The organism is Corynebacterium macginleyi, assembly GCF_003688935.1.
GTDB classification, from domain to species: domain Bacteria; phylum Actinomycetota; class Actinomycetes; order Mycobacteriales; family Mycobacteriaceae; genus Corynebacterium; species Corynebacterium macginleyi.
On record NZ_REGE01000020.1, the window covers coordinates 21,643 to 28,064 of the forward strand.

6 protein-coding genes are annotated in these 6,422 nt (G+C 54.2%); 2 read left to right on the plus strand and 4 right to left on the minus strand.

The features are described from left to right. Positions 1 to 23: 23 nt before the first annotated feature. Together D9V82_RS10250 and D9V82_RS10255 are read right to left on the minus strand one after the other, a co-directional pair. The gene (locus D9V82_RS10250) at positions 24 to 749 is read right to left on the minus strand and encodes a DsbA family protein (protein ID WP_121912278.1); all 726 of its coding nucleotides are present in this window, start codon (positions 747 to 749) and stop codon (positions 24 to 26) included. A 53-nt stretch (positions 750 to 802) separates the two neighbouring features. Beyond that, positions 803 to 1,249: a MauE/DoxX family redox-associated membrane protein gene (locus tag D9V82_RS10255; RefSeq protein WP_239088605.1), complete on the minus strand. Its 447-nt coding sequence runs from the start codon at positions 1,247 to 1,249 to the stop codon at positions 803 to 805. A gap of 84 nt (positions 1,250 to 1,333) precedes the next feature. On the opposite strand from D9V82_RS10255, the gene D9V82_RS10260 reads away from it, so the two are divergent. Both D9V82_RS10260 and D9V82_RS10265 read left to right on the plus strand, forming a co-directional pair. Continuing rightward, positions 1,334 to 1,636: a fluoride efflux transporter family protein gene (locus tag D9V82_RS10260; protein WP_167449793.1), complete on the plus strand. Its 303-nt coding sequence runs from the start codon at positions 1,334 to 1,336 to the stop codon at positions 1,634 to 1,636. Further along, positions 1,633 to 1,992, plus strand: coding sequence for a FluC/FEX family fluoride channel (locus D9V82_RS10265; protein WP_121912281.1), 360 nt, complete (start codon positions 1,633 to 1,635; stop codon positions 1,990 to 1,992). Before D9V82_RS10260 ends, D9V82_RS10265 begins: the two co-directional genes overlap by 4 nt. 157 nt (positions 1,993 to 2,149) lie before the next feature. Here the strand turns inward: D9V82_RS10265 and D9V82_RS10270 are convergent, their stop codons facing one another. Then, positions 2,150 to 4,693, minus strand: a complete 2,544-nt coding sequence (locus D9V82_RS10270) for an ABC transporter permease (protein ID WP_121912282.1) — start codon at positions 4,691 to 4,693, stop codon at positions 2,150 to 2,152. After that, the gene (locus tag D9V82_RS10275) at positions 4,694 to 5,422 is read right to left on the minus strand and encodes an ABC transporter ATP-binding protein (protein WP_121912283.1); all 729 of its coding nucleotides are present in this window, start codon (positions 5,420 to 5,422) and stop codon (positions 4,694 to 4,696) included. Positions 5,423 to 6,422 lie beyond the last annotated feature (1,000 nt).

Sequence of the window (6,422 nt, forward strand, 5' to 3'; positions counted from 1 at the left end):
TACATAACTCACCAAATCGCCTGCTACTTGGTGGCGACGTCCACCCAGTCATTCAGGGTCTTACCGGATTCACGGTCCGGAATATCCTTGCCATTCTGGATAATACGCGGCGAAGAAACGGAGCCGGTTGCCTTATTCAGCTTGTCGTAGTTGGCCTTGGCCACCTTATTTCCCTGCTTGATATCCACATTCCTAAGGGAATCCACCACGTCATCTTCGGCACCGAGTTCCTTGGCCTGCTCAGCAATATCCTCAATGTCCCACTGGGTGGCAACGCTCTGCTGGTTTTGCATCATGTAATCACGCAAATTCCAGTAGGTCTTCACATCGCCGGATTTAGCAAGTTCTGACATGGCTGCGGCGGCCTTGGTGGAATAGCCATCCTCGTTTTCGATATCCCTACCGTCTAGGAAGTTCAGCGTGCGCACGTGGACCACAAGCTTACCGTCCTCAATCGCTTGCTTCATGTCCGCATCGGTGCTTATCGCCAGATCCGCGCAATGGCTGCAGGAGAAGTCTTCGTATAGGTCTACTTCTGGGGTATCGTCATCGGCCGCATCGGACTTCAAGGTAACCGCATTGTCCTTGTAGTCCATGGACATATTGACCTCTTGCACCTCGATTTCATTGGCCCGTTTGCCGTTCCATACGATGTAGCCTATAACCACGGCGATGACGACGAGGAGAACACCAACGCCCCAGATGAAACCATTGCCAGACTTGGCATTTGGGTCACTTACTTTGCTCATTTAAACCTTGCCTGTTGATACTTTCGGACTCTTATAACCTACTGTGCCCATCGCTATGGGTGGAGCGCAAATTTAGTGAACGGGCGTTTGATAGTCCATGCGGTAAGAAGGAGGAAGGCGGCATCACGAAGAAGCGTCAGCCCATAATTCATGCCGGGTTCCGCGGTGGCTTCAGCGGCCCCAAAGCAACCGCAATCGATATCCAGCCCGCGCAACCATGCCTGGAGAATGCCCACCATAAAAAGCACCATGACCACGGCCGCTACCTTGGAGGACTCACGGAGGAAAATCCCCAGCAAAAGCAGCATTCCGCCCACGAGTTCCAGCGGGCCAATGAGCTGGGCCAAATACCCAGACCATTCCGGCGTGAAAATCTCATAGGCCTTGATGGATTGCATGGTGTCCAGCGGATGCGTCGTCTTTTCTATACCGGCGATGATCCACACCGCGGCCATGCCGAAGCGGGCAATAAAGCTCACGACATCAAACGCGTAATTCACTCCTAGTAGTTTAGTGTTTAACCTCCCCATTCGGCCACAACGCCCTGTGCTTTTCCTGAGACTTCGCCCACTATGATGTACCCCATGCCACACTTCATCACCGTAGGTTCCGGTGCCGCTCTCGGCGCCGGTTCTCGCTATCTCTTAACCGTAGCGTTCGGCGGCGGACTGATCCCGCTCCTTATCCTCAACATTGTCGGTAGCGCGCTGATGGGATACGCTCGCCCGGGTCCCTTCTGGGGCACCGGATTTTTGGGTGGTTTTACCAGCTTCGCCAGCTTTGCTTTCTACACCGCGAATACCCACTGGAGCATCGCCCTGGCCTACGTCACGGCCACGCTCGTGGGATGCACCGCCGCCTACCTCGCTGGGGATAAGCTGCGATGAACCTACTCTTAGTCCTTATCGGAGGATTTCTCGGCGGCGCGGTACGCTCCGGATTTACCCACTTGCTCCCCTCGCCGTATTGCACCTTCGTATCCAATATCCTCGGTTCTTTGATCTTCGGCCTGGCGGTCGGCTTCTCGCAGCTTGCTGATGCCCCCTTTGCCTACTCCCTCTTCGCCCTCGGCCTCGCCGGAGGCCTGTCTACGTGGTCCACCATGGCGAAAGAACTGGGGGAAATGCTCAAGCAGCGACACTGGTGGCCGCTGTGCAAATACCTCTTTTGGACCATCGGGATCGGAGTCGTCCTGGCCTGGCGCGGTGCGATGTGGGCCGATATTATCTATCACGGAATATAGGTACGCAATTGCCCACTCACCGAGCAAGCGTTTTGCTCCTCCTTTTTCGCTAAACTTGGGCAGCGCCTAGGCAAAGAGGTTGACCATTTCTACGGCCTTCATCACGGATTCCAGACCTCAAGACCGCGGATAGGGTCAAGGTCTGGACGTCTAAGCTTTAATCCGCAATCGCTTCCAGTGGCGGGGTTTTTGCTGCACGTTGCGATGGCCATACCGCAGCAATGACACCCACAACCGCGGATCCCAGGAGCATAATCACCAACATTGCCCACGGAATCTCAGCTCCACCAAGGCCTTGATCATTCAAGATGTCAATGAAGGACCAACCCAAGCCAAGACCTATAAGAATGCCCATGATTGCACCGAAGAGCGAGATCTGGACCGACTCTAGGGTGATCATCCTGCGGATTTGGCGGCGTTGCGTACCCACCGCGCGCAGCATGCCGATCTCTTGGCGGCGCTCGATAACGCCTAAGGTCAAGGTATTGACAATGCCCAGCACAGCAATGATCACCGCTAGTGCCAGGAGACCGTAGAGTATAGCCAGCATCTGGTCGATGGAATCGGCGACTTGACCTGCGTATTCCTTAGCAGTATTGACCTGCACGACCACGAGATCCTTCACTGCATTCTCAAGGTTCTGGCGCAAATCTTCCTTGTTATAGCCTTCTTGGCCTAAAACACCAACCATCTGCACGGCGAATTCACCGTCGGCGGCAACCTTTTCTGCGACATCTTGAGAAACCACCATGTTTTGAACGACCTCTACAGGCTCAAAGGTACCGACCAATCTGGCTTCTGCGGTCTTGCCCGGTTTACTTCCGGTCACCTCATAGCTCTGCCCGACCTTCCAGCCATTTTCTTTGGCAAAGTTCTCCGTGGCGACAAAGCCACCTGCAATATTGGCATCGCCTTCCACCATGTTCATCGCCATCATGGAAGTCGGATCAGCATCCATGGTCGCGGTAAACATACCGCCGGTGCGAAAGTCTAAGGAGGCCCGACCGTCCACGGCAACCGGCGCCGAGCCGACGGTAACAACCTTTTCTACACCGTCGGCCTCTGCAGCACGCGCACCGGTTTCCTTCGGTGCCGGGAAGTTTCCAGAGCTAGGACCGGACAAAATGAAGTCCGACGTAATAGTTTGGTCCGCCCTATCCGAGATAGAAGCCTTCATCGTCTGCCCCAGCATGCCAATGCTCGTCACCAATGCCACGCCCAAGGTCAAGGCAAAGGCCGTGGCGGCAGTGCGGCGCGGGTTACGCCGCGAATTGGTAGCAGCCAGCTTGCCAATGGAACCGAAGGGGGCTCCAATAACCCGGCCCAGTGTAGGCACCAAGGGCAAAGAGAGTGCTGGCCCAGCCAGGAAGAAACCAATAATCACGCCGACGGCGCCGAGGCCGACGAGAATGGCGCGGGTATCCGTTTCGGCATCGCTAAGCACGCCCGCAACAGCCGCAATAATGCCGCCAGTCATAAGGATGGCACCAAAAATAGTGCGGACCTTCAACGAAGAGCCGGAAGCCGACTCCGTCGTACGCATCGCCTCAACCGGTTCCACAGCCCCCGCGCGCCGCGCCGGAGACCACGCGGAAACCACGGTGACTATGGTGCCTAAAATGAGCGGAACCACCACGGCAGACACGCTCAAGCCTAAACCCCCGCCGATCTCCATTCCGTTGGCTCCCATAACCGCCCTTATCACCGCGACCAAGCCCACGCCGGCAACTACGCCAACGAGGGAGCCCAGCAAGCCCACTATGACGGATTCCACCACAACGGAATTAGTAATCTGTCGACGTGAAGCGCCCAAAGCACGCAGAAGCGCGAACTCCTTAATGCGCTGAGCCACAATCATGAAGAACGTATTAGCAATGATGAAGGTCCCCACCAGCAAGGCGATCAGGCCAAAAGCAACGAGGAAGTAGTTCACAAACTTCAACGCCTCGGTCATTGCCTCACTAGTCTGCTCTGCTAGACGTTCGCCGGACTCGGCTTTAATATCGAACTTGTCATTGAGGTCATCAACAAACCGATTCGCATCCACGCCGTCGGCGGCAGAGACCTTCAACTGGGAGGGATCACCAAAGCGTTCCAGGTAATCCGCCTCGGCCATGTGCAGATCGATGTTATCGCCCTGCTCCACCGGTGACTTCACGATGCCCGTGACCCTAACCTCATGCTGGCTATCCGGATGAACGACCAGAAGCGTTTGGCCCACGGAAATATCGTATTTCTCCGCTGCAGAAGAATTAATAGTTACCTCGCCTGTGGCGTTCGGTTCCTCACCTTCAATGAGCTCACTAACACCACCGACGGTATTATCTGTGGAATAATATGAGGCAAGTCTCGCAGCACCGCTGCGGGTTTGAAATGCTTCCGAGTTCTCATCTGCGACTACGACGGTCTGTGAATCAGCGACGTTGATATTTTTGACCTCGGGATCATTCAACAGCTGTTGGCGCAGCCCTTCATCCAGCTTCTGGTTTCCATCATCGTTCTCACTGACTACTGCGTCTACGCCGCGGAATTGGTTATCCACCACGGAATCAAAAGTGGCCTTCAATGAGTTAGTGAACATGAAAGAGCCAGCGATAAAGGCGGTGCCTAAGACCACCGCCAAAATTGTCAAGACAAGGCGCAACTTATGCGCCACAATATTGCGCACGGATACCCTGCGCATTGCTTTTCCACGTGCCATTTAACCCTCAATCTCTGCCATTACATTATGAATGGCCTCCATCGTTGGATCCTGCAGTTCATTGACGAGCTTGCCATCAGCGAGGAAAACAACACGATCGGCATAAGACGCCGCTTTGGCATCATGAGTCACAATGACAACGGTCTGATTGTCCTGGTCTACTGCAGTCCGCAAGATATCTAGCACCTCAGCCGAAGAATTGGAGTCCAAGTTACCCGTCGGCTCATCGCCGAAAATAATCTCCGGCCGTGACACTAGGGCGCGAGCGCAGGCCACACGCTGCTGCTGACCACCAGACAATTCCGCCGGCCGGTGCTCCAAACGTTCTGTCAGCCCCAAGCGATGGGTAACTTCTTCAAACCATTGGTTGTCGATGTCCTTACCCGCAATGTCAGAAGGCAGCGTAATGTTCTCCGCAGCCGTCAACGTAGGAACCAGGTTGAAGGACTGGAAAATAAATCCCAGGCGGTCACGGCGCAACGCAGTAATTTCCTTGTCATTAAGACGAGACATATCGGTATCGCCAATATACGCCGAACCAGAAGTAGCAGAGTCCAACCCTGCCATCGTATGCATTAACGTGGACTTGCCCGAACCCGATGGGCCCATAATCGCCGTAAATTGGTTCTTTCCAAACTCAATAGAAACGTGATCAAGGGCGATGACCGTCGTGTCATCGCCTCCGTATTGTTTAAACAAGTCAACGGCGCGTGCCGCGGCATCAGTCATAAAACGTGTTCTCCTTGTAGGTGGGAAATTAGCGTCCTACCTAACATAACCCGCTCATTCACAGTGCCGCATCATACCGTGGGTTGATCTAGGCGGACTGGTGCGGTGATGCTGGGCGGAGAGCTAACGCAATTGGTGTCCTTGAATCACGCCCGGTGCCTATCTTTGAATGTCGTGCCACTTTCTCGTCATGAGGGGCCTGACCACGAGAAAGAGTACAGACAGGGATCAGGACATGATGTGCGCAGCCCATCGTGGCAGAGTGCCCCCCGACCCACCGCTAGAAAGCGCGGATCTTTTCTCATTTTCTAAGCACGCCGAAGCAAAACGCTGGTTTCGACGCCGAACGCGCAGTGAGGTCAATTCTCGAAAAGCTCCTAAGCACCACTCGCACAAAGTTCGGGCGACCTGACAGTATATTTCCCTAACGCGTCTGGAGACGAAACGCAGTTCTCACCGAATTGTCTGACCAGGCGGCGACGTTCATTGCGCTGCAGACCTAGTCTGCCTCATCCCATCGAACGAGGCTCATTTGTTCAGGTAGCTCACAGCATTAGGGAGAGCGACACAGCAACAATCACGATGATTACGCAAGCCAAAAAGGGAAGTCCTCCCCCCTTTATAATCTTCACTCTGCAACGCCTCGACGGCCCACGTGGCAAGAAACACCCCCGCACCACCGACTACCAATGGAATTGACTCAACACTTGAGAACACTACTGCAAGGGCGACATACAACAATACAAATGATAGAAGCCATGATGCGGCCTTGCCGAAAGAAGAGCTTGATTCTTTATTCACCTCCTACCAACCCCTGACATGATTATTCGCGAATCCCAAGACACCACCAACTGTCTGTGATTGGTGCTGGCGAGGCCGGTTATTGCCTATGCAAAAGTTCTCATGGGGTTCAAGTATAGAAAAATAGGGATCACAAACAAGAGGGGCAAGGACCCCGTCGTTGGTGTCCTTGCCCCTCTTGATACATGTTTTATAAAGT